Consider the following 529-nt stretch of genomic DNA (forward strand, 5'->3'; position numbering starts at 1 on the left):
ACATAGAGATGCCTGTAATGTATCGACTTAACACTCTTAAGAACAAATCTTTAGTTCACCAGTCAGAATCAACACCAGAAAGCTAAAATGAGAGGGGGGCATGATGAATGAAGAATTAAGGAAGTTTCTTGGGGAACAGAATGATATAAACCATCTTAACTTCAATGGCCTTGATGCTGCGGATTTTCGAAATAAATTCCCTAAGTCTTTTTCTGAAGGTAATTATCGAGATAAAGTAAATACCACAAACGTGCAGATAAATTTAAGCGGTAATGAGATTTCGGCTCGTCTTTACAGGCCGTTTGATTGTAATGGAAAACTCCCAGTTCTTGTGTATTTTCATGGTGGCGGATTTGTCATAGGAACACCGTCACTGAGTGATTCGGTTTGTGAAGGATTATCCTATTGTGCCCAATGTGTAGTTATCTCTGTCGATTATCGGTTGGCCCCTGAATATAAATTTCCTGCTGGGTTACAAGATGCCTTCGAAGCGTTAAACTGGGTTTATTATAATGATGTTATTTTAGGT

General features: G+C 38.4%; 1 protein-coding gene. It reads left to right on the forward strand.

The window, feature by feature from the left end:
• Window positions 1-100: 100 nt before the first annotated feature.
• On the forward strand, window positions 101-529 hold a 429-nt coding region (locus J1785_RS00305; RefSeq protein ID WP_217218523.1), incomplete at its 3' end, for an alpha/beta hydrolase.

Source organism: Rahnella perminowiae, from assembly GCF_019049755.1.
Taxonomy (GTDB): Bacteria; Pseudomonadota; Gammaproteobacteria; order Enterobacterales; family Enterobacteriaceae; genus Rahnella; species Rahnella perminowiae.